Source organism: Virgibacillus dokdonensis, assembly GCF_900166595.1.
Lineage (GTDB): Bacteria > Bacillota > Bacilli > Bacillales > Amphibacillaceae > Virgibacillus > Virgibacillus dokdonensis.
In genome coordinates this window covers 13,503-39,454 of the sequence record NZ_LT745763.1, presented here as the reverse complement: position 1 = coordinate 39,454, position 25,952 = coordinate 13,503, and the positions used below count along the sequence as shown (strand labels likewise).

25 protein-coding genes are annotated in these 25,952 nt (G+C 38.0%); 4 read left to right on the top strand and 21 right to left on the bottom strand.

The features are described from left to right. Nucleotides 1-5: 5 nt before the first annotated feature. The 11 genes from phnC to B2C77_RS01980 form a co-directional block, all read right to left on the bottom strand. A complete protein-coding gene (gene phnC, locus B2C77_RS02030) occupies nt 6-770 on the bottom strand; it encodes a phosphonate ABC transporter ATP-binding protein (protein ID WP_077702181.1) in 765 nt (254 codons plus the stop codon). Between the two features lie 277 nt (nt 771-1,047). Then, the gene (locus B2C77_RS02025) at nt 1,048-2,091 is read right to left on the bottom strand and encodes a PhnD/SsuA/transferrin family substrate-binding protein (protein WP_077702180.1); all 1,044 of its coding nucleotides are present in this window, start codon (nt 2,089-2,091) and stop codon (nt 1,048-1,050) included. Between the two features lie 490 nt (nt 2,092-2,581). Continuing rightward, nucleotides 2,582-3,397, bottom strand: a complete 816-nt coding sequence (locus B2C77_RS02020; protein WP_077702179.1) for a PHP domain-containing protein — start codon at nt 3,395-3,397, stop codon at nt 2,582-2,584. Continuing rightward, the gene (phnL, locus tag B2C77_RS02015; protein WP_077702178.1) at nt 3,387-4,109 is read right to left on the bottom strand and encodes a phosphonate C-P lyase system protein PhnL; all 723 of its coding nucleotides are present in this window, start codon (nt 4,107-4,109) and stop codon (nt 3,387-3,389) included. The genes B2C77_RS02020 and phnL overlap by 11 nt, the downstream gene beginning before the upstream one ends. 20 nt (nt 4,110-4,129) lie before the next feature. Beyond that, entirely contained in the window at nt 4,130-5,311 is a 1,182-nt protein-coding gene (phnM, locus tag B2C77_RS02010; protein WP_077702177.1) for a phosphonate metabolism protein PhnM, read from the bottom strand. A gap of 13 nt (nt 5,312-5,324) precedes the next feature. Further along, entirely contained in the window at nt 5,325-6,164 is an 840-nt protein-coding gene (locus B2C77_RS02005; protein ID WP_077702176.1) for an ATP-binding cassette domain-containing protein, read from the bottom strand. Next, entirely contained in the window at nt 6,157-7,023 is an 867-nt protein-coding gene (locus B2C77_RS02000) for an alpha-D-ribose 1-methylphosphonate 5-phosphate C-P-lyase PhnJ (RefSeq protein ID WP_077702175.1), read from the bottom strand. The genes B2C77_RS02005 and B2C77_RS02000 overlap by 8 nt, the downstream gene beginning before the upstream one ends. Then, nucleotides 7,013-8,131 (bottom strand): carbon-phosphorus lyase complex subunit PhnI, encoded by a 1,119-nt coding sequence (locus B2C77_RS01995; RefSeq protein WP_077702174.1) that lies wholly within the window; start codon nt 8,129-8,131, stop codon nt 7,013-7,015. The genes B2C77_RS02000 and B2C77_RS01995 overlap by 11 nt, the downstream gene beginning before the upstream one ends. After that, on the bottom strand, nt 8,132-8,731 hold the full coding sequence (gene phnH / locus B2C77_RS01990; protein ID WP_077702173.1) for a phosphonate C-P lyase system protein PhnH: 600 nt from the start codon (nt 8,729-8,731) through the stop codon (nt 8,132-8,134). It abuts the gene before it with no gap. Nucleotides 8,732-8,862: 131 nt separating this feature from the next. After that, nucleotides 8,863-9,285 (bottom strand): phosphonate C-P lyase system protein PhnG, encoded by a 423-nt coding sequence (phnG, locus tag B2C77_RS01985; RefSeq protein WP_077702172.1) that lies wholly within the window; start codon nt 9,283-9,285, stop codon nt 8,863-8,865. A gap of 588 nt (nt 9,286-9,873) precedes the next feature. After that, the gene (locus B2C77_RS01980) at nt 9,874-10,599 is read right to left on the bottom strand and encodes a GntR family transcriptional regulator (RefSeq protein WP_077702171.1); all 726 of its coding nucleotides are present in this window, start codon (nt 10,597-10,599) and stop codon (nt 9,874-9,876) included. 528 nt (nt 10,600-11,127) lie between these two features. On the opposite strand from B2C77_RS01980, the gene B2C77_RS01975 reads away from it, so the two are divergent. From B2C77_RS01975 to B2C77_RS01965, 3 genes are all read left to right on the top strand, one after another. Next, nucleotides 11,128-12,021 (top strand): PAS domain-containing protein, encoded by an 894-nt coding sequence (locus B2C77_RS01975; RefSeq protein WP_077702170.1) that lies wholly within the window; start codon nt 11,128-11,130, stop codon nt 12,019-12,021. A gap of 68 nt (nt 12,022-12,089) precedes the next feature. Further along, the gene (locus B2C77_RS01970; protein ID WP_141130656.1) at nt 12,090-12,773 is read left to right on the top strand and encodes an ATP-binding protein; all 684 of its coding nucleotides are present in this window, start codon (nt 12,090-12,092) and stop codon (nt 12,771-12,773) included. Next, complete coding sequence (locus B2C77_RS01965) at nt 12,745-13,461, top strand: response regulator (RefSeq protein ID WP_077702168.1); 717 nt, start codon at nt 12,745-12,747, stop codon at nt 13,459-13,461. Before B2C77_RS01970 ends, B2C77_RS01965 begins: the two co-directional genes overlap by 29 nt. A gap of 351 nt (nt 13,462-13,812) precedes the next feature. Here B2C77_RS01965 and B2C77_RS01960 read toward each other — a convergent pair whose 3' ends face one another. From B2C77_RS01960 to B2C77_RS01930, 7 genes are all read right to left on the bottom strand, one after another. Next, a complete protein-coding gene (locus tag B2C77_RS01960) occupies nt 13,813-15,267 on the bottom strand; it encodes a DASS family sodium-coupled anion symporter (protein WP_077702167.1) in 1,455 nt (484 codons plus the stop codon). Between the two features lie 256 nt (nt 15,268-15,523). After that, nucleotides 15,524-16,690, bottom strand: coding sequence for a TraB/GumN family protein (locus tag B2C77_RS01955; RefSeq protein ID WP_077702166.1), 1,167 nt, complete (start codon nt 16,688-16,690; stop codon nt 15,524-15,526). Between the two features lie 546 nt (nt 16,691-17,236). Then, a complete protein-coding gene (locus tag B2C77_RS01950; protein ID WP_077702165.1) occupies nt 17,237-18,043 on the bottom strand; it encodes a PTS system mannose/fructose/sorbose family transporter subunit IID in 807 nt (268 codons plus the stop codon). A 1-nt stretch (nt 18,044) separates the two neighbouring features. Then, the gene (locus tag B2C77_RS01945) at nt 18,045-18,836 is read right to left on the bottom strand and encodes a PTS mannose/fructose/sorbose/N-acetylgalactosamine transporter subunit IIC (protein ID WP_077702164.1); all 792 of its coding nucleotides are present in this window, start codon (nt 18,834-18,836) and stop codon (nt 18,045-18,047) included. 25 nt (nt 18,837-18,861) lie between these two features. Next, a complete protein-coding gene (locus B2C77_RS01940; RefSeq protein WP_164085419.1) occupies nt 18,862-19,347 on the bottom strand; it encodes a PTS sugar transporter subunit IIB in 486 nt (161 codons plus the stop codon). A gap of 16 nt (nt 19,348-19,363) precedes the next feature. Next, nucleotides 19,364-19,759, bottom strand: a complete 396-nt coding sequence (locus B2C77_RS01935; RefSeq protein WP_077702162.1) for a PTS sugar transporter subunit IIA — start codon at nt 19,757-19,759, stop codon at nt 19,364-19,366. 602 nt (nt 19,760-20,361) lie between these two features. After that, nucleotides 20,362-22,095, bottom strand: coding sequence for a class I mannose-6-phosphate isomerase (locus tag B2C77_RS01930; RefSeq protein WP_438272972.1), 1,734 nt, complete (start codon nt 22,093-22,095; stop codon nt 20,362-20,364). A 518-nt stretch (nt 22,096-22,613) separates the two neighbouring features. Between B2C77_RS01930 and B2C77_RS01925 the strand changes: the two genes are divergently transcribed. Next, nucleotides 22,614-23,327, top strand: a complete 714-nt coding sequence (locus tag B2C77_RS01925; RefSeq protein WP_237342818.1) for a GntR family transcriptional regulator — start codon at nt 22,614-22,616, stop codon at nt 23,325-23,327. A 332-nt stretch (nt 23,328-23,659) separates the two neighbouring features. On the opposite strand, the gene B2C77_RS01920 is transcribed toward B2C77_RS01925, so the two are convergent. From B2C77_RS01920 to B2C77_RS01910, 3 genes are all read right to left on the bottom strand, one after another. After that, a complete protein-coding gene (locus B2C77_RS01920; protein ID WP_077702160.1) occupies nt 23,660-23,944 on the bottom strand; it encodes a phospholipase in 285 nt (94 codons plus the stop codon). 195 nt (nt 23,945-24,139) lie between these two features. Next, complete coding sequence (locus B2C77_RS01915) at nt 24,140-24,706, bottom strand: maltose acetyltransferase domain-containing protein (RefSeq protein ID WP_077702159.1); 567 nt, start codon at nt 24,704-24,706, stop codon at nt 24,140-24,142. A gap of 206 nt (nt 24,707-24,912) precedes the next feature. Next, nucleotides 24,913-25,935 carry a YeiH family protein gene (locus B2C77_RS01910; protein ID WP_077702158.1) on the bottom strand — a complete coding sequence of 341 codons (1,023 nt, stop codon included), beginning with the start codon at nt 25,933-25,935 and terminating at the stop codon, nt 24,913-24,915. Between the last annotated feature and the right edge of the window lie 17 nt (nt 25,936-25,952).

The following is a 25,952-nucleotide window of genomic DNA, read 5'->3' as shown; positions in this document are numbered from 1 at the left end:
TCCCCTCACACTGTTATTAATTCTCGCATTTCCGTTCCATAAATACGATTCGTTTTCTCCTCGGTCAGCTGATAATTGGTTCCATCAAATACAACTTCTCCCTGATTTAGACCGATAATGCGATCTGAATATTGTTGTGCGACTTCCACTTGATGCAAATTGACAAGACAAGTGATGCCTAGCTCGGAAGTAATGGACTTTAAATGATCCATAATAATTTTAGAAGAGTTTGGATCAAGTGACGCAATCGGCTCATCACAAAGGACAAGTTTCGGACCTTGAATCAATGCACGGGCAATGCCAACTCGTTGCTGCTGTCCTCCACTTAACTGATCACAACGCTTATACGCATGTTCTTCAATGCCAAGCTTGCGAAGCAGATAAAAAGCTTGCTCTTTTTCTTTTTCTGTAAAACGGCTCATTATGCCTTGCAAAGTCGTCTTATAGCCTAAGCGTCCATGCAGCACATTTTCAATTACTGTTAAACGTGGAACTAAATTATAATGTTGAAACACCATTCCAATGTTTGTACGCAATTGGCGTAGTGCACGTTTGTTCAATTGTGTCACAGGAGCATTATCAAAGATCACTTCCCCGCTACTAATAGGTACCATTTGATTCACACAACGTAATAAAGTAGATTTCCCTGCACCAGATGGACCGATAATAGAAACAAATTCTCCAGCTTTTACGGTAAAAGAAATATCTTTTAATACCTTCGTCTCGTTATCGTACGACTTACTTAGTCTTGCAATTTGTAAAAGTGCCATGAATAGGCTCCCTCCTATAATGTGAGCAGAGAATCCCTCCGCTTCTTTTTGCTAAACATGTTTAGAAAAACTTGGCTTATCGTCACGTCTTAGACCGAAATTATGCTCTTATACGACCCTAAAATTTTCAACATTCCTATTGTGTAAAGATGCGTATAAGTGAGGCAACAGCATCTACATCCTCTTTTTTTGTAAGAGGTTGTTAAGTTATGCCCTTGGTATACTAACAATCAGTGGGGGATAAGCATAACCCCCCCCCACTTGATTAAAGACTTGCTTATTGAAGTTCACGAATAGGGTCAAACCAATCATCTTCTGCTGGTGCAAAGCGTTCTTTATCTGTTTTAAAGAATAATGCCGATTGCTCAGCGTCTTCTGGAACAAAAATACCTTCATTACTCGCAACTTCATCGGAGGTCAATGCTTCTTGAAGCTTTTTAAAATCTTCTTCACCTAATGTATCCATATTTGCGGCAAATGGCGCATTAAGCACTGGTGTTACACTCATTAACGTAAATTCTTTTCCTACTACTTTATTAAAAGGTTGTTCTGCGTCGTCTTTCACTTTATAAATAGAGCCGACTTCATTTTCTTCTCCTTCAGCTACTTCTACATAGTTTTCTACACATGTATCACAAAACGCTGCTACATCGGCATTCCCATCTAATAAATTGACTGCCGAACCTTGGTGGGAGTTACCAAACAGTACTTGTGAGAATAGAGGGCCACCTTCCATTAAATCTTCTTCGGTTAAATCTTTGTACTCCTCTTGCTCTGTGAAGTGGGAAAGAATCCCAGCTGATGGTACTTTAAAACCAGAAGTGGAGCTGTTAGAAACGAAAGAAAATTTCTTATCTGCTATTGTATCTAGAGAATATTCACCATCTTGTTTATAATTTTCTTGATCATCCACATTAACAGCTAACCAGCTATGGTAAACAGCATCGTCTAACGTACCAGAAGGACCAGTTGGAACGACGATAGGCTGCACTGCATCGTTATTTTCATTCGCTTCAATATAACCTTGTGCACCCATGAATGCTACATCCGCGTTATTATTCACTAACGTCTCAATTGCAATCGCATAATCTGTTGTTAAGTGGTGCTCTACTTCTTTTCCAGTAGCATCAGCAATTACTTTGCCAATTTCATCACGAGAGGATTTCAAATCTTCTCCTGACTCATTTGGATACCATACAACATCAATCACATTATCTACTTCTGCTTTTCCCTCTTCCGTACTAGCGTTTCCTTCCGAACAACCAACAGCAAATATAGCTAATAAAAGCAAAACACCAAATCTAGTTAACGTCTTTTTCATGTTAACGCTCCTTCTTATTCATAGATTAGTTGATAAAGCAATTTTTCGATTTCGTATGCACGAATAAGTGAATATTCCCTCCCTAATGGGTAGCTTGCCTTCTTTTCCTCTACTATTAAAACATAACTTGACTGAATAGAGTTTATATTTACAATATATTTACATAAAATTTAATAAATTAATATTATTTACATTATAAGATAAAGTAAAATATCAATCAGCGAGACTTCCTTTTCCCCCATTGTTTGGCTAGCAAAGCAAGGGTATGACCTAAAAGCCTCTGAATGAATTAATAATTTAGGCCCTGTTACTCCCACTTAGACTTGTTCAGCGCTCACATCTCCAATTCTTGAAATGGAAGGCTTACAGCAGCTTATATCGGGATAAACGACTGCCTCGTCATAAAGTCTCAGCGATAAGCCAGCTTTTCTTTTTCGTTTAAAACAAACCACCAAACATATGGGTCATTTCTTGCTCTTTTTGAAGAAAGTCAATCTATTAACGTACGACTCAGAAAAGAAGGACTTGTAATTTCCCCTACCTCTATCGGCATGCCAAAACTACCATGATAGTCCGTCCCGCCAGTCATGATCAAATCATATGTGTGCGCTAAATGTTCAATGCGTTGGTGGTCTTCTGCTGTGTGATCAGGATGATTGCGTTCAATACCGCCCAAGCCAACCTCGACAAGTTCGGGGATAAGCTCATAAGAATCGAGTTGCCCAGGATGGGCAACAACAGCGATACCACCGTCAGCTACAATTGCTTCTACAGCAAGAAACGCGTCTACATATTCGATATCACCAGATGCTGGACCTTCCCCTTTAAAAAGTTTGCGGTATAACGCTTGATAAGGCTCAGATTCATAAGCGGCTGATGTGATTTGCTGCATCACATGCTGCTTGTAAATCGTTCTACTCGGTCGTGCTATTTTGATCACGGTTTGCGGGTCAATTTGATATGCCTGTTGATTTATCTGCTCGATTTGCCAAAGTGTATGCGCCTGCCTTCTATTGCGCACCGTTTTACAGAGTGCTTCCATGTTCTTGGCATCTTGGTAAAAATCATAGCCAAGGATATGCACTTTACGATCTCGTTTAAAATCATAGGCTGAGATTTCAATTCCGGGAATGACTTCAATGCCATATGTATTCCCTAAAGCTTGTTTTTCGTTTAAACCATCGATGCTATCGTGATCCACAAAGCTCATTTGCGAAACGCCATTTTTCGCTGCCTGCTCCAACACCCTTTCTACGTGATCCGAGCCATCGGAATACGTGCTATGCACATGCAGGTCAGCTTTCATGAATAACGCCTTCTTTCACAGATTTATCTTGACTGAATTGCATATCAAACACATGATCACATAAGCCATCCATAAATTCGATGTCGTGAAAAATACCAACTAACGTCGTTCCACTTGCTTTCAATTTTTCAATGATTTCACGTACTTTTATTTTCGATTGCTGATCCAAACTGGCTGTTGGCTCATCAAGTAATAACAAGCGAGGCTTCTTCACGGTTGCCATGGCAATATTCAGCCGCAGCTTTTCTCCACCAGAAAATGTATTTGGATAATGGTCCCAAAGTTTGGGATCTAGCTCAAAATGCGTTAACGCCTTTTCTGCTTCTATTTTAGCTGCCTGTTCTGTTGCTCCCATTTCCAACAGTGCTTTCTCCACAAGCTCCCTTGATGTTGTCCGTGGCATTACATTTAAAAATTGCGACACATAGCCGATTTCATGCTTACGTAAGTAAAGAATTTCTCGCTCTGTTGCATTCGTTAAATCAATGAACCCATAGCGTGCCGAATCATAAATTATGCTTCCCTCATCAGGACGGTAAGTACGATATATGCTTTTTAAGATCGTTGACTTACCACTACCACTTTTACCAACAATCCCAAGAAATTCTCCCTGCTCCAGTGAAAAATGAATATGTTCCACTGCTTGCCTCGTTTTTCCCAAGTGATGAATTGTAAATCGTTTGCCAAAATCTTTTACTTGCAGCATTGCCATTGCCAAAAGCCTCCTTTACATTAATTCATTCGATAATTTGTTGTCGTGATTAAGGCGCCGTTTACCATCGTCGCTGTTAACATTGGATAACCATCATCCATTCGTTCAATCACTAGCATATCTGCTTTTTTCCCCGGTTTAATGGAACCAATTTCATTATCCATTCGTACAGCTTTAGCAGGATTCAACGTTACTTTCATAAACATGTCATGCAAATCATTTCCGTCGTTATCACTTAAAGAAAAGATAGCGTGCAGTAAGGCTGCCGGGTAATAATCGCTGCATAAAATATCAATACAATCTTCTTTAATTGCTTCAGCAGCTGACAAATTGCCGGAATGCGAACCGCCAAGTAATACGTTAGGAGCACCAGCTATTGTCTTCAGTCCCAGTTTCCTCGCCTTTTTCGCAATTTCCATCGTAATTGGAAATTCGCTAATCGTTGTGCCAAATGATTGCACAAGATGTAGCTTATCCACATTATCATCATCATGTGAAGCCACTGCTATCCCTTTGGAAATAGCCAACTTGGCAACCTCCTGCATGCGTTCAATGGTCATACACTCGACGTTTTGTCGTTCTTGAATAATGGTCTGTACAGCCTCGTCAGATAAATCACGATAGCCTTGCAATGTTTCCCTATACACTTCTAAATCACGGTATTGTCCTTGCCCAGGTGTATGATCCATAAACGATAGCAAGTGGACCTTATTTGCTTCCATATTGCGGATTAACTGATCGACTTCCATAATATTGTCAATTTCAAACCGCGCATGTAGGCGATGACGGATTAAATGTAGTTCATGATGCGTGTTTGCAATGGCATCTACCATGCGTTGGACATTTTCAGGCTGTCGGATGGGTTTATGGTCAAACGCATCTTCTCTATAAAACGATAGCGAATGGAACATCGTTGTAATACCATGCCCAACCAAAATCTTCTCTGCTTCTCTTAAACTAATATTAAAATCCATCATACTGGTCGGCCTTGGCGAAGCAAGACTTTCAATATAATCGGAATGAATATCAATAAATCCTGGAGAAATAAAACCCCCATTGGCATTTACTTTTTCAGCATGGGCGTAGTTATCGACTTCTGCTTCAGGAATGATCGCTTGAATCATATCCCCTTCTACCACGACGGCATAATTTTCCAAGATTGTTTCTTCGGTAATGACGTTTCCATTATGAATGACATACACAATAGGTGACCTCCTATAATAACGAGTAAACTAAACGTTGCGTATAAGCATGTTGTGGATCTTCTAAGATTTGATCCGTTAACCCTTCTTCAATGACGGAACCATTCAGCATCACCATCGTTCGATCTGCTAGCATCCGAATAACAGCCAGATCATGGGAAACGACAATCATACTAATTCCCCACTCTCTCTGAATCTGTTTAATCAAATCAAGCACATTTGCCTGTACAGACAAATCAAGCCCTGTCGTTACTTCATCTAAAAATAGAATCGGCGGATTATTCGATAATGCTTTTGCTATTTGCACCCGCTGTTGCATTCCTCCAGAAAAGTTTTGCGGCTCTTCCTTCGAGCGAAACAACGGAATTTGCACATGTTCAAGCAGTTTGTTTCCCGTACTTTCCATGGATGAGACATGACGATTTCCCGCTGCAATCAGTTTTTCGGCAATATTTCCAATTGAAGAAAAGTTCATCTTCAACCCATTGACTGGATTTTGATAGACCATTCCGTATTTATGATTACGAATATACCGTTGCTTCTGTGGGGATAATTGAAAGACATTTTGCCCATTTAATTCGCCATTATAGATAAAAGCTTCCCCAGAAGTAACGGGCGCATCAAAGTAAAGGCATTGCATCATTGTTGATTTCCCACTACCACTTTCGCCAACAATGCCAAGTATTTCTCCTGGAAACAAGTCCAAAGATACATCCTGACATGCATAAACTGTTCCACAAATAGGGCAATAATTTTTCTCCAACTGTCGGTCTACTTTATTACGACAATGGGTACACCCGTTACCAAACTGTTTATTTAAGTTCCGAACTTGCAATATTGGTTCTTCATGCATGATGATGTTCCACCTCCACTTGCTCTTGGCTGTTCAATCTATCTATACAGTAGCTCGTATCATTACACTGATAATAAGCTTTTCCTGTTGTTTCATCGACCAATTCATCAAGGAACACATCATTTGCACCGCATAAATGACATGCCTGATCTGAAAATGTTTCCACGGTAAACGGATAATCTTCAAAAGCAAGTGACGCTACATCCGTATAAGGTGGCACAGCATAGATTTTCTTCTCTCTTCCTGCCCCTAACAAAATCAAAGCTTTCGATGTATGCATTTTCGGATTATCGAACCTTGGGATGGGACTTGGCGCCATCACGTAGCGTCCATTTACATAGACAGGATGATCGGCACCTGTTGCTGTTTTACCGTATTTCATAATTTGCTCAAATAATAAGAGCCACGCGCCGCTATATTCTTCTTCTGCATGTAATCGTTTGGTTACATACTCACTAGCTTCTACATCACGTAACGGTTCTGGCGTTGGGACTTGTAATACTAAAATTTGCTCCTCGGTTAGTGGAACTTCTGGAATCCGATGTCTGGATTGGATTAAGGAAGCGTCCTCTGTCTGGTCGGTTAGTTCCACACCGGTAGTTTGTTGGACTAACTTTTTTATACTAACGGCATTCACTGACTCATCTGCACCTTGGTCAATTACTTTTAAACTATCTTCTCTACCAATTAACGATAACGTTAACTGTAATCCACCTGTTCCCCAACCTCTTGCAATTGGCATTTCTCTTGAAGCGAATGGGACTTGATAGCCAGGGATCGCGACTGCTTTTAACGTCGTGCGGCGAATTTCCTTCTTTGACCCTTCATCAAAAAACGCAAAATGTGTTTTATTCTTCATCACTCTCTCCCTTTCTTTTAACCTCACGTACACTATCCAGCTTCGATTGGAAAGTGACATAATGTGGGAGTTTCAAATGCGATATGAACCCTGTTGCTTCTACCGAATCGATATGTAATAGAACGAACTCTTCATCATGTGTCGGGAAACTAGCTTCAGGGTGCTCTAAACATTGGTCAAGAATACTCATCGCAATTGCTTTTGTTTCATTTTGTCCGTAACAAACCCCGTAACCAATTTCAAAATCAAGTTCCTCTTCATTTTGTTCATTTTTGACAGAGACAGGGACAAACGATTCGACTTCGGAAACTTTGATTTCACCAATATAATAGCTATCTTCCTCTGTCTGTTCAGGCTCATTCGGATGCCCGACATAGATCGGAAGCATGCCAACACGGACTTCACCGACCGTTGGATGCACCTGACCGTATCCGCGTAAAGAGGCATACCCAAGAGCTGTCACGGCACCTGTTTGCCCACGTGTTAATGTTTGTAATCGAGCACTGCGCGAAGCTGGAAAAGATAGGTTTTCTTTTGTAATATCCGTCGGAGGTGTATCATCTAATTCATGACCTCCAAATAGTCCCTCTTGGCGTAAATAATTGACTACTTTCGGAAAAAACAATACTTCATCGTGTGGAGATACTACTTGCTCCAGTTTATCCAAATAGTTTTTCATCCATTGATCAATTCCTAGCTTTGTTTCTGAAGCTAACGAAAAGTCAAGTAAACGGTGCGTGTAGTCTGTCGTAGAGCCTAATATTTGCCCACCAGGAATGTCCTTAAAACTGGCGGAAATACGGCGTTCTACGCACATAGACTCGGATTCTACAATCTTACTATAATGCAGTCTCGGTAATGTTGAACGATGTGCGCGCATAATGAATACAGCCTCTTCCATACTACCTTCTGCTTGCTTAATAGCTAGCGCTGCAAGAAATGGAGAATACAAGCTACTTTCTGACATTACCTGATCGACAAGGGCACGCATTGTTGCCATGATCGTTTTCACTTCAACAACTTCTCTTTCTTGTAAACGATCGTACGTTAACCTTTCAATAGAAGCTTCAATTGCCTTTGTTCCACCTTTGACCGCTACATAACCCATCTACTCCACCTCCTGTACAGAAACCGTTGTTGTCCTAGGAACACAAGCAATCTGCATGATGTCATCCGTGAACATAAGATCGATGCCTAAAGGATATTCTTGCACTGCTTCACTCCTAGCTTGCCAAATGCTTGGCACGAAACTTGTATGTAAATCTGTTTGCCTCTGAATTCCAGGACCTGTTAATAGTAGTTGCGGTTGATTAGACAACGGCGTTTGACTTTCCATTACCCATGTAGCAGAATACTGCGGATCAACTAAATTCCCTGTTTTACAAGTAGCCATTCCTTCAATAATGGAAGCCTCGGTAGCGTCCTGTAACACAATAATAAAATCGGCTTCTTCCATAGATGCATGTCTGGCTAAAGTATAGGCAGCGATTTTTTCTTCGACGAGCTGCTTATTCTCAGAAATCACATGAAATGACACTTCTCCATCCAATAACGTCATCGCAATGAGCAACGTTGCATCATAACACGCTACCTCATAGTCCACTTTCTCTTGAAAAGCTTGTAAATTAGCTAGCTTTCCTGGACGAGCCATACGATCTAATAATTTGCGATACACCTTTTGTAAGTCATGAACTTGATCTATCGGCATACAATCTCTCTCCTGCTCTTATATTTTTAACATTTTTAACAAACAATTCCTTGCCATAGGTTGCATTCTCTATTGCTCGTGTATTTTTCAGAAAAACTTTATCTACATTTCTTGATCATGCCAAGAAAATGTTAAACATCCATCGTTTCAAAGTTTACTTTGGTTTCCATTAATTCTGCTTGTTGTCTTATTTTTTTACGGTTTATTTCTGCTTCAGCGGCCTCTAAAGTGTCCGTCCAAGACAGCGTTTCAGGTAACTGTGCATTGTAAGCTGCATCAATAATAGCTAATTGAGTTGCTACCTCATCGTGCATACCTTGTATAATGCCGATGCCGATTTCCCCTTGAATTTCTACTTTTGCTTCCGTAACGAGTACTTCACCTATATAGAATAAGGATTTCTGTGCGCTTTCCCGCATTTTCACCATTGTTAATCCATGTCTTGGGGCAACGATTTCCTTGTAGGTATACGTCTGCTTAATATCGTTTGCCAGACTTGCCGCCAGGTTGGGATTTGCTTGCACAAGAATCTCTGATCTTCTTCGCCTTCTCATTCAGATAACCTCCTTTACAAGTTCATATTAACTTGTTGCCAAGTTGCTGTGTTTTAAGATATCGTAAAGTATTTGTAAAGGGTGGTTTATAATTGAAAGGCGATACCATTTAATAAACGACTTGTTGACGATTTACTGCTGTTATCGCCCACTTAGACTTGTTCAGTTAGGCATTTCCAATTTATTAGAGTAGGGGCAAATTGAGATAAAAGCGTACTATTACGCACATGTGCTTACCTAGAGCTAGGTAAAATTTTAAACTTAAGCGAATTTTTTGTGAACTTCATCTATTTTCCAGTAAACCCCTATAAACCAAGAACGAAGGCGCAAGCGCCCGGTTAGCAACGTAGCGAGTGGAACGAATCAACTAAAGTTTTAGGTATCATGCTCCGGCAAGCCCGTCTTTAGTCGGCCTTCCTATTTAGAACGAACCGATGATGACTTATCGTAGGGCAATGGAGTAAAGTCGCCTAGTTGATTGGCGCTGGAGCCGGACGTGGCTAAATAACTTAGTAAGTTTATCTACAGCTGCAAAATTTTATAATTTCCTAGACAACTAAAAAGTCGATAAGGCCCCTCTAACATGCCTCACCGACTTTCATTCATTGTAATATCATATTTAAATTTATCACTACGATACAGTATTTTCGTATATTCCAATACTTTTTGTGTTTCTACATCAATGCAATCGGTTTCTAGTACAATAAGAGGGACCATACTACCGCATGAAAACAATTTTTGTTCATAGGAAGTTGGAAACGTAATACTTAATAAAGACTGCTTACTTGTAAATGCTTCATATCCCAATTGCCGATAGTAAGCAAACATGGATAATATTTGCGGTCCTTCTTGAGCAATGTTTGGAAATTGCTGCTGATTAACGTATGATTGATGAATAGCTATCGGTTCGTCATCAATTAATCGAAGTCGCCCAATTTTATAAATCTCTGCTTCCCTGCTAGCCCGTAACGCGTCGTACACTTTACTATCATAGCTGATTTTTGTGCAATACATATTTTTCGTTGTCAATCGATAACCAGCACGCTGCATCTTTTCGGTAAAACTGCTGTTTCCTGTCAAATGTAATTGAATTGGTTTGGCAGTTTCTTTTAAAAAACGCCCCTTACCTTGCACAGAATAAATATATCCACGAGCCTCCAATGTTGTTAATGCATTTCTAGCAGTAATGCGTGGCACGTTATACTGATCTGCAAGTTTATTTTCTGATAGAAGCTTTTCACCAGGCTTCATCGCCTTCGTAATAATTTTCTCCATTATATCGTCAATAATTTGCGTTTCTTTATCTATCGGCATGTAAATACCTCCCTACCAACTATATCAACATATTTGTAATCCTGTCATGTTGTCTCGTTCATTATGTTTTGCATCGACTCTTTCCATTAGCGGAACCCTTGTTCTTCCACATTCATTGTTAGGCAACGAACAAAGGCTCGGGGCGCCCGTTTAGCAACGTAGCGACTGGAACGAATCAACGAAAGTTTTAGGAATCATGCTCCTGCAACAGGAGTATGCCGGCGCCCTCCGGCAAGCCCGTCTTTAGTCGGCCTTCCTATTTAGAACGAACCGATGATGACTTAGCTTAGGGCGCTTTCGTGAAGTCGCCTAGTTGCTGGGCGCTGGAGCCAGACGTGGCTATTTCGTTGAATCCGTATCCCAAAGCAACAAATTTTATACTTTCTTATCTTTGCACAAAGGTATTAGCTACTGTTTCTTTCTTCGACATGCTGAAGGTACCTTACAGGATAAAATCAATTCATGTGCCACTGCATATAAAGTCCTATATAATGATGAAAAGAGCCATTTTACTGCGAGGGAAAACGAATGAAAAAACGATCTCCCATCAAACAAGGCAGAGCCATGAAGCTGCAAACCTCGATTACATTGTTAATTATTTTCATTGTTTCATTGTCTGTCATTATCATGAACGGGTTTTTTAGTAAGTATATCACAGAAAATACAAAAGATACGATTTCCCAAAGGTTATACACTATATCCCGCCTCGTTGCACAGTCTGACCTTGTGATAGAGGGTTTGCAAAACGAAAAGCAACGAGCTAACATTCAGGAATATGCGAATGAATTAAAAGCGTTATCAAATATCGGTTTTCTTGTCGTTCTAGATATGAATCTAATTCGCTTATCCCACCCTATTCCGTCTGAAGTTGGAAAATCTTTTTACAACCGAGAAGACGCTAAATCTTCACTTGGAGGAAAAGAATATACTTCCATTGAAAAGGGACCGCTCGGGCTAGGTATGCGTGTGTTTACGCCAATTAAGAATGAACAAAACAAACAAATTGGCGTAGTTGTAGCCGGATTATCAATGGATAAAGTGGAAGATCAAATTGAAGAAGGGCAGCGCATGATTTTATTAGGAGCTATTTTCCAACTCCTGCTCGGTGTAATTGGCGCCTACTTCATTAGTAAATACGTTAAAAAAATATTGTTCGGAATGGAACCTGTAGAAATTGCTCAGTTAACGAAGGAACGTGACACGATGTTAGAGTCTGTCAAAGAAGGGATTTTAGTAGTCAATCAGTCTGGTGAAATTACACGCGTTAACCAACAAGCGTTAAAACTTATGGCGTTAACAAAAGAATTGGAATTAATCGGTCGACCTGTAAGAAATTACATGCCTACATTGCAACAGACCATTCAGACAGGAATAGCTTCCGAGAATGGAGAAGCCCTCTTTTACGGAAAAAAATATTATTAAACTGCTCTCCCATTTATATTGACGACAAAATCGTTGGCGGCATCGCTACTTTTCGGGATAAAACAGAGGTGCAGAAACTATTGGATGAGATGGTAGGAATTAAAAACTATACAGAGGCTTTACGAGCGCAATCCCATGAATTCAAGAACAAATTACATGTTATTTTAGGCATGCTTCATTTAAAAGAATATAAAGAATTAGAAACGATGATTCCTAGTATGGTAGATCAATTTGATGAAGAAGTTGGCTATATTTCGCAACGATTGAAACATCCAGCATTAGCAGGCTTTTTAATCGGAAAAATGAGTAAAGCTAGAGAAAGTAATATCACCTTTGAATTGGAAGAAAGCAGCTTTCTAAAAAAGGAATTTACTGCACCAATCATCCATGAATTAATTACTATTTTAGGAAGTTTAATCGAAAATGGTTTTGAAGCTGTTTTAGCATCCAATAACAAACATAAAACCGTTAAACTTTTCCTTTATTCCATAGATCAAACCATTCATATTAAAATAGAAGATAATGGACCAGGAATAGCAAAGGATCATCTCGACAATCTTTTTGATAAAAAGTTTTCCACGAAAGGAGGGGATCGAGGCTATGGACTGTTTCTTACATATCAAACTGTGCAAAAACTTCAAGGCAAGATAAACGTTTCAACTACGGCAGGAAACGGAACTGTATTTAACATTACACTAGCAATACCAATGGTGGGGGATGACAATGATCAACGTACTAATCGTAGAAGATGATGCTATGGTATCTCATATTAACGCTATGTACTTAAAACAAATAGAAGGGTTTCACCTTGAAGGGCAGGTCACATCTGTAGCTGAAGCGAGGGACTTTATTAAACAGCAACCGATAGATCTCATTTTGCTCGATATTTATATGCCGCAACAAACAGGGCTTGAATTATTGAGCTATATTCGTAAATATGAAAAAGGCATTGATGTGATTATCATTTCAGCAGCATCGGATACGGATAGCATTCAGTATGCTTTACAAAATGGAGTGTCTGATTACATTATTAAACCTTTTCAGTTTGAGCGATTTCAGCATGCGCTCTTAAGCTATCAAGAAAAACAACGAATCGTAAAAGAAAAAAAGCAACTGAGCCAATCGGAATTAGATCAATTACTTGGAGGGGATTTGCCTGAAAGAGATATTGAACAGCCTGCGTTACCAAAAGGGTTAGCTCCAGAAACGCTGTCGCAAATATGGGATTGTACGCAAAATTTTGGCGATAAAGGATTTTCAACCGAACAATTAGCTAATAAAATTGGCATGTCACGAATTTCTATCCGTAAATATCTATCTTTTTTGAAACAGCAACATGTTATTACATCATATATTTCCTATGGCAATGTCGGACGACCATTAACCATGTATAAATGCTTGCCACATCGACAAGCTTTGATTGCAACATACTTAGAATAAGTTTATATCATAAGAGAACAATCCTGTAATAAAGCAACATAAGATGAGGATAAAACTAAAACACCCCCTTCGTATAATACGAGGACACCAAAGCTAAGCAACAAAATTGAATCCTTCAATAAATGAAGGAGAACGATCCCTTCAAGTATTGTAAACTGTTGGAGCTGAGCTTAGGCTAAACATGTTACGCAAGCATAGGATTTCTGTTGGAGGTTTATTTTAGCAGGAAAACAAAGTCTTGTGGCGAAAGACTTTGTTTTTCTTATACTACAAACCTTTAAACTATTATACTTTCCTATAGTTACGTGAAATATACCGGTTCGTTACACCTTCAGAAACACTTCCTATTCTTTACAATAATCCGACCCATTGCCAATACGTTGCACTAAATAAGATAATGAAAAGATAACCGATTACCGTTATTGGTATACCAGATTTTAATAATTGTTTTGCTGTAAATGTTTCTGTTCCATATGCAAGCATATTTTGTGGTGCGTTCACAGGAAGTAAGAAACCGAAACTAATTACGAATTGCATGATGAGCACAAGTCCAGGTCCATTGAATGATGTCGATTCCATGCCTGTTACTAGCGCAATAACAATCGGGATTAACGCAGATGCCAAACTGGTTGCACTCGCAAATCCTAAATGAATGAGAATATTAAATAATGCTAAGATAGCTACAATAGCTACAATTGACATGCCAGCTAACCCCATTGCTTCAAATGTGTTAGAAGATAACCATGTAGCTGCTTCTGTACTTAATAACACCATTCCGAGTGATATTCCGGTTGCGAATACGACCAACGTTCCCCAAGGAATCTTTGCTTGCACTTCTTTCCACGTAAAGATACCTACTTTAGGAAGTAGCATGATCGCAACAGCAATAATGGTAACTGTGGTGGAATCCAGCGGATGAAAGATGCCTTCCGTAGACCATAAGAACAACAATGCAACGGAAATAGATATTAATCGCCACTCATTTGGCTTCATTTTCCCTAACGCTTGAAGCTGAGATTGAATGCTATCGCCACCAGCAAGGTTCGTTTCTTCTGGTTTGATCAGCTTTGTCATGACGAAAAACAACATGACAGACATCAATATTGACCATGGAGCAGCATACATGAACCATTTCCCCCAAGCTACATCCATACCAAATTCCGATTGCATAAATCCTAACGCTACCATATTTTGCGCAGCAGCTGTTTTAATTCCAACATTCCAGATGGAAATGGACTGAACAGCAGTAATAACTAATAATGCCGCAAGCTTACTCTGCTTTGTTAAACCAAATGCGGCAACGATTCCTAATAATATTGGAATAATGGTACCTGCTCGCGCTGTCGCACTTGGAACAAATAGTGCAAGTACAAAGCTTACAGTAATCGTTCCCATTACTAAACGGTTTGGTTTCGTGCCTATTTTTGACATAATAAACAACGCAATTCTCTTGTGTAGTCCTGTAATCTCCATAGCAGCCGCCAAAAATAGAGCTCCTGCAACCAGCCCTACAGCTGTTGAGCTAAAACCTCCAATTGCCATTCCTAATGCTTCTTTTGTCCCGTACATGATGGTGGGGTCTTCAATGGTAGGAGATAGGCCAACTAAGATAGCTAACCAACTGATAATCATTACTGCACTTACCGGATAAGGCACTGCTTCTGTCACCCACAAAACGACCGCAAACGCCAAAACTGCAAGCACCCTTTGCCCGACAAGTGGAAGTGAATCAGGGTTTGGTAATAATAAAATAATAAATAAGACAAGAAAAGCTAAACCAATACCAATCCAATTTTTCCGGTTCATAATACCCTCTCCCTTCTCCTTTCTCACCTTTATTGTAAGACATTTCACCCACATGTAAGCGATGACATTTGTTGCGAAACACTTTAATTAGTTACGTAATTCACATTCTATTCAAACTTTTATCTAGCGCAAATAACCTAACAGCAACATAAACTCACTGTTAGGTTATTAGGAACACTATTATAATCCTTGCTATATTGACTGAATCTTAATTAATAATCATTCAGCTAAACGTACTTTTAGGTAAGAGCTATAGTTATAAATTTTCCAAAAACACACGAATGACGTCAACACCACCAATAAATGTACCTAAAGAGCTACCGAGATTTGCTAGTACTACAATAAGTAACACCCTCGTCACTTTATTGCGCCAAAACCCCTTAACCGTAAATACATCTTCAGATAAATTCTCAAAATCACGAACATGCGGTCTTCTTACATATGCTTGCACGAAGCCAGCAAACCATCCCGCTGCAAGTAATGGGTTTAAAGAAGTGATCGGAGCAACGAGTAATGCCGTTAAAATAGTAAGCGGATGCCCTAACGCAATTAATGCACCGAATGCTGATAATCCGCCATTCCAAATGACCCAGCTTACTGTTTGTTCCCAACCAGCTTGTGGATTAGCATAAAACGTATACGCAATAATTGCCAAAATAAGGATCGGGATTGACCAACCGATAATTTTAGGCAGTTTTGATTTTGGAGGCAACTCTCGTAGTTTATTTAAATTATGATCCTTTTGTATTTGTTCCTTTATCCCCGGCACATGAGCGGCACCAAGCACAGCAACGACCTTTTCCCCGGGTGCATCTTTAATTTTTTGAGCTAAATATTGATCTCTTTCATCGATGAGCGGTTTCTTTAGCTTTGGGAAAGTGTCTGTAAACTCTTGCAACACCGTATGAATCGTGTCTTGTTGCTTCATTTTTTCTAATTCTTCCTCAGAAATTGTCTCTTTACTAAAAATGCTCGCAATCACTTGCGTTAACAACATCGCTTTTCCTTTTAATCCAATATTATTCCATATTCTTGCAAAGGTGATTTGTATATTACGATCTGCTAACACAAGTTCTGCATTTGCTTCTTGTGCAGAATCAATCCCTTGAATCATTTCTTGACCGGGGTTAATACCAAACTGCTTTGCCATTCGTTTTTGAAAAGAAGAGATCGCTAAATTCATTAACAATAAAGAAGCTTTCTTCTCTTTTATCACTTTAAATATATCCATGTTTTTCCACTTGTTATCATCTTTGATGGATTGATACCGTTGTTCATCAAGCTCTACACATACTGTATCTGGTTTTTCGGCTTCAATTACTTCTTTTACTTGTTCCGCACTATGTTTAGAAACATGAGCCGTTCCAATTAGAATATATTCCTTATTGTTCAAATATATCCGTGTTATATTGTCCTCTGTCATATATTCCCTTCCTTTACTCCCAACATGTAAACTAATTTTATTATACGTGAATTATACCTCTATTGGAAGTTCAAGGGAAAACGATCTAGCCCAAAAAATTTCGAAAAGTTTGCATCATAATGCTTAAAATTCGCAGTTTATTAGAGAAAGGACATTTTTTGTCGCATTTAACTGAATATAAAATCAAAACAGAAAACAACTTAGCTAGCTACGTATATGCAATAAACAGTGGATATACACTTAACCTCCATGATGGTTTTTATAGTACAAAGTAAGCAACTTACTATTGCCGAAGAAGTTAAGATTTCCGTCTTTAGCAACGAAGTGTATATCCACTGAGAGCTAAAGGCAACAATTTTTTTAACCTTTTTCCAAATAAGGGACTGTATAAAAGGTATAAAATGGTTTGCAGTCCTCACAAATAACAGACAGACTAATTCGTCTTTTTCATGCTACATCGCTACATTAAAAAGTGACATAAGGGACTAGTTGTAGCCAAATATTTTTACATAAAGAGATTCGAGTCCCTATTTAAAACGAGAAGTCCTAAAATACATTCAACAACACACCAACGATGGATATTACGATTAAAAATAACAGTACTTTTGTTGCACTCCATTTTCTCTTAGAGATCAAATACCAGCAAACCAAAACGGCAATAAGAGGTAACAACTTAGGGAAAAATCCATCTAGCGTTTTTTGGAATTCTAATACTTCCTCACCATTTGGAATCTGTAAAATGGTATTTAATTTTACAAAAGAGGCAGCTAAACCACCTACCACCATGACACCCAGTAAAGTGAATGCGCTTCTTAATCTTTCTGAGTTGGCTCCTAATAATTCATCAACAGCTTGAACTCCCATTTTATAACCACGCATATATAATAAATACGATACGGTTAAAATGATAGATAGATACCCTACAATGTAAACAAAAACCCCTACCGGATTTCCATTAGCCGAAATCCCCATTCCTATAGAAAGTAATATTGGAATGATAATACCCTGAATAATTGAATCACCCATTCCAGCAATTGGGCCCATTAATCCAGTTTTGACACTATGAATCATCTCATCGTTAACTTCTTTGCCGTTAGCCCTTTCTTCTTCAATTGATGCTACAACACCATTCACTAAACTTCCTACTTGTGGTTCGGTATTGTAAAAAGCCGTATGTCGTTCCAAAGCTTGCTTATAAGCTTCTGGATCATCTTTATATAATTTCTTTAAAATCGGTATCATGGAATGTGCAAAACCATTTGCTTCTAATTTTTCAAAACTCATAGAAGATAAATGGAACATAGCCCAGCTTCTCCAACCTCTTTTTAAATCTTTTTTATCTAATTTCGGCATTTTATATCACCCCATCATCATCTGTTTCAATTTGTGATTGACCTAAGCTAAGGAAAACGATATAAGCTATTAATACACCAAACACTGTTAGCGCAATCATACTATCCGTAAAGAAAACGATAATGACAAATCCTGTGAGAAAGAAAATCAATTGTTTGTTTTCTTTTATAAGCAGATTCATTAATAAAGCTATTCCTAAAGCAGGAAGTAGTCCACCCAATACGGTCATAATTTGAGTTACATCTTTTGGGATAATATCTAAAACTCTTGTTATAAATCCTTGTCCAAAATAAACAGCAAGTGTTATAGGTACTACCCTAAGGACAAAGTTCAACAATTGTGGATATACGGCGTTGTTATATATAATCTTGGTTGCATTGCCTTCAGCGGCCGCTTTTTCCGTTCTTTTATTCCACACTGAATTTACAATCATCATTAAATTGTGCAGGATTAACCCTAGCGTTCCAATACCGACTGACAACGTAACAGCAACGCCAGTATCTGCGTTTGATAAAAGACCAAGGGCTATCCCACCATATGCGGCATAAGTTATTTCTGAATTTTGTGTACCTCCTGTACTAATGGTTGCTATAAAAGCAGCCTGAACAGCTACACCTAGAATAATTCCAGTGGTAACATCTCCTAAAATAAGACCAATAATCAAACCAGCTACTAATGGTCTTCCTAATACATAATAACCACCAGTAACACCCATTAACCAAGGAGACGAAACAGACCCTAAATAACAAAAGATACCTATCAACAGTCCTTGGATTAACAATAGTAGATCCATATTCATCTTTCCTTCCGTTTAAAAATTAGAAGTTCTGTTTAACTTTTGACCATTTAACAGCTTTTTCATCGGGGATTAACTGAAATTGAATGGTCTTTCCATGATTCTCTAAAAAGTCAAAAGCAGACTTATCTTCTTCTGATATGGTTACATTTTTTGCTACCGTTTTCCCACCAGCTATTGCACTAATCGGGCCAACATTAATATCAGTCCCAAAATCACCACCTGATTCTACAATTTCTCGCAATGTTACAGGTGTTTTAACAATTAAAAAATAATTCTTTTTTGATTCTCTAGCTTTTTTAATTTTCTCTATGCTCTCATTCACGGTAAAAACGCCAACTTTAATTTCTGCTGGGGCTGCATTTGTAAATATCTTTTTTTGGATCGGGTCTTGAGCAATGCTATCATTAACTATTAGAATTCCATTACAAGGCTTAAATCTAGACCATCTAGCTACTATTTGCCCATGTATAACTCGATCATCAATCCTAACTAATGTAATTGCCATTTTCATCTACTCCATTCTATATCTCAATAATTTCAATTGTTTTGAAGCAAGTTTGTTTCACAAAATCTGTTAATTCAGAGATGCTTTTCATAAAGCCTGTACCATTTATAATTTCTAAATAGGTTGGTAAATTTACTCCTGCTATAATAGCAAGATTATTTTTATAAGTTAACGCATATTTTATGCTTTCATTACAAGGAGTTCCGCCTTTTATATCACATAAAATAACGACCTCATCATATTCTTCAGTCATCACATTTAATTTCTCTTCCAGCCTCGCAGCGAAATCACTAACACCTTTATCATCTAGCGAGATGTGACTGACATTATCCTGTTGTCCTGTAATCATTTCGCCTGTTTTAATTAAAGCCTCGCAAAAAGGCCCATGAGAAGTTACTAATACTCCTATCACTTAATCACTTCCTTTTTCACTATTAAGAACGTTATAGATTATGGTCTAGAGATAAGAAAACAATAGCTTTTCGCATAATCCAAGTTTTTACGATAATTATTGCTTTTGTTATGCGTTCTTACACAGGAAGCAATGATATTTCCATTCCCTTCGCCGTGTAACAAAATGTAGCGCTTTATACTTAACCTCCTTTCATCATATTGTTATAACTTTATAAAGTTATAATAACATTATTTTAAAACGCTTTCTATTGTTTTTTGTTACAGTATTGTTACAACTACGTTTGATACTTCTTTATATAGCTTGTCTTTGTGTCACAAAGATATGCAACAACTTATACAGTGTGACTATTTTTTCTATATCCGACCTTACCTTCACTTTGCCCATTTAGTTTGCACAACATAGATAAGACGAAACGCAACGTACCATCGAAATCACGATTCAAAACCCTATAAACGAAGTGCTACCTCCATTCAGTAGGAGATTTCACCCACCTCCTACTGAATATTTCGTATCGATATAATCTAGGCGATGTAAATGAATTGGCATGTAGACGCTGTAACTAAAAGTACTTACAAAAAGCGATAAAATTCATACCATTTTCACCTAATAAACGCTTTTATTGTTCCTACTGTGCTTCCCACACTTGGACCATGAGGAGAAATTTTATACTGCTTCACACATTCAGGAACAATAAATGTCTCACCGTAATGAATAACAAAAGGTTCAAATGATGCATTAACACTTGTAACAATAATTTCCTCACCTTCAACAAGCGTTAATACATTGACGCTGTCTTGCGTTTCATGCATCACTTCTGATGAAAACCAATGACGTCTGGTCTCAATAGGTTCTCTTATATGAAGCCCTGTTTTTTCTTCTGTCCAACCATCGCCCTCTGCGATTTTAACTACTTGGTTACTTACTTCCTTCTCAACCCAGTCTTCATCTCTAGAGATATCAATATTTTTCTCACCATGCTCTAAATGAATCGGTCTCGGCTTGCCATCTAAATCCACTCTCTCCCAATCCCATAGTTTAAAAGTAAAACGATTAGGGGTAGAGCTAATTTCTAAAACAACACTATTCTTACCGCTACAGTGAATTGTTCCAGCTGGTATAGAATAATGGTCATGTTTCTTTATCTTTTTACGATAAATAAAATCTTCATCCGGAAATCGATTACCTTCTTCCTGTGACGATTTTAAGGCATCTACTAGAGACTGTTTTTCAACTCCGTTTTTTACACCTAAATATATAACAGCATCTTCCTCAGCCTCTAAAATGTAATAGCTTTCATCTTGAGTATAGTGCAGCCCAAATGTTTCTTGAGCATATTCTACCTTTGGATGCACTTGCAAACTTAAGTTGTCGCCACCCATTGTATCCAAATAATCAAATCGAATTGGAAAGCTTGTTCCATACCTTCCATATACTTTTTCACCTAGTAACGAAACTGGACGCTGGTAAACGATATCATTAGCGGGTATTTCAAACTTTTCTCCGTTTATGCCAAGATATATACTGTTCTCTTCAGGAACACAATCGAAGCACCATGCCAAATTTATTTTGTCTTTTGCTACATTAAATTTTTCTTGCATCCATTTGCCACCCCAAACCCCAGAATCAAAATAAGGAACTAAGCGAAATGGTCTTTGAACCACCTGTGACAAAGCCATCTGATAATCATGTCCTGCTATCATTTTAGGCTGGTTCTCTTTGTTAACATCTAACATAAAGTCAACTTTATCAAATAGACTCTTCTTTAACTTGTCCGCAATTCTCCAGTCAAAATAGTAAGCACGTTTTACCTTACGAAGCGTTTCCTCCTCCCAGTTATTGGCCTTCCAATTACAAACTTTCTTAGCTCTATATCTTAATTGAATTTCCCATCTTGCTAAGTTTGTATAAAGCAATAAATCAGAAGGAGCTACTAACGATGCGCCCACTCCATATATAACAATTTTTTTATCTCTAGCATGATTAATTTTAGCCAATGTTTTATCAAATTTTTCTTCGTCTATAAAGTCAGCTAAAGCATGATTGCTCATAACTCCAAATACACGATCGTCTGTTAAATGATCTTGTATTTTAGCAGTAATTTCCTCACTGGATAAAAAGATTTCATCAGCGTGAATGATTAGGTCTGGTTTTAGCTGATTTATTAACTGCTCCAATTCTTCTTCCAAGGTTCCTGGATAACATTCTATTGTAATAACATTAGCTTTTCTTTGTTTTATTGCATCATCTACTTTTTTCCATATTTCATCATATCCAGTATATAGATCAATACCTCCCTTCATATCAATTTGAGGATATAAATCATAAGCCATAATAACTGCTCCCTTCTTTACTTTATTGTAATAATGTTATAACCATATAACATTAATGTAAATAATATCAGACTTAAATATAGGTTGCAATAGATATTATATTTTTTTGTAAACCTTACCTAAATTATTCATATCTTCAAGCTGGGAAAAGAAAATATATTAAAGCGCAGAAATACAGAGGAAAATGAATCTAAAAACAAAGGAAATGCACATAATCTGTGTCTGGGATGGGACACGACCTTACCTTCATGGCGTTGAAAGCTACTTCGCCTTATGATGACCGCATGTCCCTAAACGAGGAGGTTCCAAAATAAGAGTAATTTCCATTGTAAGCTATCTGTTGTTGAATTCTATACAACAAATCTATTCGTTTTGCTCAACTGTTCCCATTGTTGGACAATGCAATTAAACATTTATGTTTTTGGTAATTAATTCCGTTCTCTTATGTATTTTGTATGAACTATACCACTCGATATGATATAATGTTATAACAATACTTCATATAGATAGGAGGAAACATTTTGGCTAGTAATGCAATCCCATTATATGTTCAAATTGCAGATCGTTTGCGAGATAATATTAAAATGGGGAAATGGAAAGAAGGGAATAAAATCCCAACCGAAGTGGAATTGTGTAAAATATATGATGTGAGTAGAATTACAATAAGAAAGGCAATCGATGAATTGGTGAAAGAAGATTTGCTTCGTCGCCAAAGAGCTAAGGGAACCTTTGTAACCGATTTCGTTGAACCTTCAGATAATTTCACCGTTGTAAAAAGCTTCACAGAAGAGATGAGAGAATTAGGTGAAAAAGCACGGACAATGGATGTCAAATTAGAGATAACCGATGCTGATAAAAAGCTTGCCATGTACTTAAACACTAATATCGGCGATAAAGTAATGATCTTAAAAAGGATACGAGGAGATTCGAAACAAGCCTTTGTTTATTCCGTATCATACTTTAAAAAGGATGAAAATTTCTCTTTAGATCCCAATGATTATTATGATTCTTTTTACTCTTACCTTCATCAACACGGAATTCAAGTGAAAGATAATAGTGAAGTTGTAGAAGCGGTTCTACCTAATTATGAAGTACGTACAGCATTAAGTATCACCAAACATGAACCTGTTTTAAAACGAACACGTTTCACTTCATGTAAACCCAAAAATTTTTATGAATACACAATAAACTACTATATCGGGAAATCCTATAAATATTACTTGGACTTTAATTAAAAGTTATAGAGTTCAACCACCCTCGAATGAGATTATAATTCATGACTAAGAACATTTTCCTTATATTTAAAGTGGGTATGCCTAAAGCAAGATAACATTATTTCAGACGAGATAGCGGCAGGTTGATACAACCTTAAAACGGGTGATAGAAACAGTTTTGTAGTATTCCGAAAGAGTGACTGATCTTAAGATAATGCGGATGTTTTCAGCTAGTTAACTAACAAAATAACCCTTTTTTGAAAAAACATCCCATGCGCGATGAAACTTCTCATAGAACAGTCTACTCTTTTATAGGGGCTTTAAACATTTCATGGTTATTAACTGAGACCATATTACATTTTTCTAAACCCACACGTAAATAAGCTTTGGTATCTCATGTAATGATACATGGTACGAGCATGCCTTCCCTTTACAGTTGTAGGATCGATTTTCAACTGCATCCGCTCAAGAAATGCTTGATCGCATTTACAGTGATCTCCAGTACGTCTATAACACAAATCATGTTCCTTGCAAATTGCATCTACATCATTGATGGGTTCACCCGGACCACTGCATCCAGGACCACACCAGCGGTATCCGCCCGGAAAACAGAAGGCTGCCTTACGCTGTCTCCGCATTGTAAAAACCCCCTCCCTAAAAGCTTTTACAATACTATATTCCCGTGTGCATCAATTAGCCGCTGCGAATGCCCTGTACTTTTTAATTAAAAAGAGCATCATTAACACCTTTTTTTATTAAAATTGTTGACTCTTTATGCATAAATCTTATACGATAAGGCGCTATAATGTTTTCATAATAGCGCCTGTAACATCCTATGAATTATTATCCATTTGCTTTAACACTCTAGCTGGATTTCCACCAACAACCGTATTTGCGAGAACATCTTTTACTACGACTGAACCTGAGGCAACGACAGCATTAGTGCCAATACTTATGCCTGGATTAATAATAGCACGCCCACCAATCCAAACATTGTCGCCAATTGTTACAGGCTTTCCATACTCCTTCCCGGCATTTCTTTCATCCGCTTTTAAGGGATGTGTCGCTGTATAAATATGTACTCCTGGAGCCAGCATACAGTTATCGCCAATCTTAATCTCACAAACATCTAACATGACACAATCAAAATTAGCGTAAAAATGATTGCCTACATGAATGTTATACCCGTAATCACAACGAAATGTTGGCTCGATATAGAGTTCATTTCCCGTAGAACCAAATAAATCTTGTAACAACTCCTTACGTTTTGCTAGCTCCGTTTCTATTGTTTGATTAAACAGCCGCGTTTTCATTCGGCAAATTTCTCGATCATGGGCAAGTATTGGATCAGCTGGATTGTATAATTCACCTTTAATCATTTTTTGTTTTTCTGATGTCATTTATGGTAGCTCCTCGCTGTCTTTTGCTTTTATTATACTATAGGAAAGTCTAAAGGTTTATCGTATAAAAAAACGACAGTGTTTTTTCGCTATAAAACTTGGCAACAAGCCTATTTTTTCTACTCAACCATGATTCACATACGATATAATAGATACCAACTTCATGAGACGTTAAAAAGATATATTTTTACGACTGAACACATGTTTTAATTTAGTTGAAATAGCATGACGAGTGAGTACCCTAATACTACAAGCAAAACAGATCCAACAACCCCCGCTGCAAAAGACTTCATTCCAAGTCTTCGAAACGTCTTTAAATCAACATTCAAGCCAAGACCTGCCATCGCCATGGCAATAAGCAAATAGGCAGTAGCAACAATCAAATCCGCAACAGATTGTGATACAATGCCAAGTGTATTAAATCCACTCATTGCAAGAAAACCTAAGATAAACCAAGGAATAATGGACATCGATACTTTTTTACCCGTTTCTTCCCCGCTTCGCTGAAACAAGTAACCTACGACAATCACAACCGGAACTAATAATGCCACTCTCGTTAATTTAACAATAACAGCTAAATCTACAGCTTCACTTCCGGCAACATCAGCCGCCGCTATCACATGTGCTATTTCGTGCAGTGTAGCACCTGTAAAAATGCCGTATCCAGTCGGCGATAAATGTAACATCGTATAAATTACACTGTAAATTAACGTAAACAGTGTTCCTAACACTGCAACTGTAGCTGCACCAACAGCTGTCTCATCATCTTTTGCCTTTACTTGTGGTGCAACCGCAACCACTGCTGCAGCACCACAAATCGCTGTCCCACATGCTGTTAAAATCCCTAGTCGTTTGCCTACTCCAAACCACCTTGTTAATCCGTAGACAACAATTAAAGTAAATACCAAACAAATAGCTGCAATCATAAATACACTTATTCCCGCTTCATAGATATCTACTAGGTTGAGTCGCATACCTAATAAAATAATCCCGAAACGGAGTAGCTTTTTATTAGAAAATGTAACTCCTTTTTGGAGATGACTTGGAACACCAACTATCTGCTTCCATAGCATACCTATAATAATAGCAATAACAAGCTGACCCATAATCGATAAAAAAGGCAGTTTCGCAACATAGTTAGCTATAATAGCAATGATTAATGTAATGCCTATTCCTTGAATAAATGCAAGACGTCCCGTTCTCTTTTCTTTATTCTCCACCACATTCACATCCTTTTATCTCTCTC

Bases quoted from the DNA above. Each gene is read 5' to 3' on its own strand.
- phnC (WP_077702181.1), bottom strand. From the start codon at position 770: ATGGCACTTTTACAAATTGCAAGACTAAGTAAGTCGTACGATAACGAG.
- B2C77_RS02025 (WP_077702180.1), bottom strand. From the start codon at position 2,091: ATGAAAAAGACGTTAACTAGATTTGGTGTTTTGCTTTTATTAGCTATA.
- B2C77_RS02020 (WP_077702179.1), bottom strand. From the start codon at position 3,397: ATGAAAGCTGACCTGCATGTGCATAGCACGTATTCCGATGGCTCGGAT.
- phnL (WP_077702178.1), bottom strand. From the start codon at position 4,109: ATGGCAATGCTGCAAGTAAAAGATTTTGGCAAACGATTTACAATTCAT.
- B2C77_RS02005 (WP_077702176.1), bottom strand. From the start codon at position 6,164: ATGCATGAAGAACCAATATTGCAAGTTCGGAACTTAAATAAACAGTTT.
- B2C77_RS02000 (WP_077702175.1), bottom strand. From the start codon at position 7,023: ATGAAGAATAAAACACATTTTGCGTTTTTTGATGAAGGGTCAAAGAAG.
- B2C77_RS01995 (WP_077702174.1), bottom strand. From the start codon at position 8,131: ATGGGTTATGTAGCGGTCAAAGGTGGAACAAAGGCAATTGAAGCTTCT.
- phnH (WP_077702173.1), bottom strand. From the start codon at position 8,731: ATGCCGATAGATCAAGTTCATGACTTACAAAAGGTGTATCGCAAATTA.
- phnG (WP_077702172.1), bottom strand. From the start codon at position 9,285: ATGAGAAGGCGAAGAAGATCAGAGATTCTTGTGCAAGCAAATCCCAAC.
- B2C77_RS01980 (WP_077702171.1), bottom strand. From the start codon at position 10,599: ATGCCGATAGATAAAGAAACGCAAATTATTGACGATATAATGGAGAAA.
- B2C77_RS01975 (WP_077702170.1), top strand. From the start codon at position 11,128: ATGAAAAAACGATCTCCCATCAAACAAGGCAGAGCCATGAAGCTGCAA.
- B2C77_RS01965 (WP_077702168.1), top strand. From the start codon at position 12,745: ATGATCAACGTACTAATCGTAGAAGATGATGCTATGGTATCTCATATT.
- B2C77_RS01960 (WP_077702167.1), bottom strand. From the start codon at position 15,267: ATGAACCGGAAAAATTGGATTGGTATTGGTTTAGCTTTTCTTGTCTTA.
- B2C77_RS01955 (WP_077702166.1), bottom strand. From the start codon at position 16,690: ATGACAGAGGACAATATAACACGGATATATTTGAACAATAAGGAATAT.
- B2C77_RS01950 (WP_077702165.1), bottom strand. From the start codon at position 18,043: ATGCCGAAATTAGATAAAAAAGATTTAAAAAGAGGTTGGAGAAGCTGG.
- B2C77_RS01945 (WP_077702164.1), bottom strand. From the start codon at position 18,836: ATGGATCTACTATTGTTAATCCAAGGACTGTTGATAGGTATCTTTTGT.
- B2C77_RS01940 (WP_164085419.1), bottom strand. From the start codon at position 19,347: ATGGCAATTACATTAGTTAGGATTGATGATCGAGTTATACATGGGCAA.
- B2C77_RS01920 (WP_077702160.1), bottom strand. From the start codon at position 23,944: ATGCGGAGACAGCGTAAGGCAGCCTTCTGTTTTCCGGGCGGATACCGC.
- B2C77_RS01915 (WP_077702159.1), bottom strand. From the start codon at position 24,706: ATGACATCAGAAAAACAAAAAATGATTAAAGGTGAATTATACAATCCA.